The sequence below is a fragment of the Methylobacterium sp. WL103 genome (genome assembly GCF_008039885.1).
Taxonomy (GTDB): domain Bacteria; phylum Pseudomonadota; class Alphaproteobacteria; order Rhizobiales; family Beijerinckiaceae; genus Methylobacterium; species Methylobacterium cerastii.
In genome coordinates this window covers 1-995 of sequence record NZ_VRUX01000990.1, presented here as the reverse complement: position 1 = coordinate 995, position 995 = coordinate 1, and the positions used below count along the sequence as shown (strand labels likewise).

At 70.3% G+C, this 995-nt stretch carries 1 protein-coding gene; it reads left to right on the top strand.

What is annotated here, in order from left to right; translation table 11 throughout:
* Positions 1-400: 400 nt before the first annotated feature.
* On the top strand, positions 401-995 hold a 595-nt coding region (locus FV222_RS27250), incomplete at its 3' end, for a methyl-accepting chemotaxis protein (RefSeq protein ID WP_246685706.1).

Genomic DNA, 995 nt, shown 5'->3' with positions numbered 1-995 from the left:
CCCGAGCCCATGGTCGAGCCGGCGTCCCCGGCGCCCGCTCCGGTGCGCGCGCCGGAGCCGGTGGCGGTGGTGCTCAGCGAGCCGTCCGATCCCGACCGGCCGAAGCGTGCCGGCTGGTGGTCGCGCACCAAGGCCGCGCTGACTGGCGAATGAACCGGCGCAAGGCCGGCTGAAACGAAGCCGGCCGACTGAGACGAGGCCCTGGGTTCCAACGAACCCAGGGCCTCGCTTCGCCGGCGACGGCAATGAGGTCTCCGAGACATCGGGTGCGGCGCAAATGACGATCTCGACATCACCGACGGATTGAAATCGCTCTGTTTGTGTACAAACGTGTGCGGTATAAACTCCGTATTGACCTATTCCATTCCAGGTTGCAGTCCTGTCCCAAGGAACGCAATCGATGTTGAGCTTCTTCCGCAAAGCCAGGATTGAAACGCCGGCCCTCTCGGTTGTGGCTCCCGGCGGTCTCGACTGCACCGCCGAGGCGCCCGAGCAGGCCATCAAGCCCGTCTCCGTGCCGCCCGCCGACCCCGAAGCGCTGCGCCTGCCCGGCCGCCTGTCGGCCGCGGCTTCGTCGGCCGGAACCTCGATCGGCTGGCTCACCCACGATTCCGCACAGGTCGCCGACCAGGCCCGCCTGATCGCGGCCGCGAGCGAGGAACTCGCCGCCTCGACCAGCGAGATCGCCGCCCGGTCGCAGACCTCGGCCGAGACGGCCGAGCGGGCCCGCGAGGGCATCGCGATCTGCGCTGGCGACATGCGCCGGGCCGGCGAGCGGATGCAGGAGATCCAGGCCGGCACGTCGGAGATCGGCGGGCGCCTCGACGGATTCGCCGCGGCTGCGCGTCGGATCGAAGAGATGGCGACCGCGATCGCCTCGATCTCGGCTCAGACCAACCTGCTCGCGCTCAACGCCACCATCGAGGCGGCGCGCGCCGGCGAGGCGGGCCGAGGCTTCGCCGTGGTCGCCGGCGAGGTGAAGGCGCTGTCGGGCC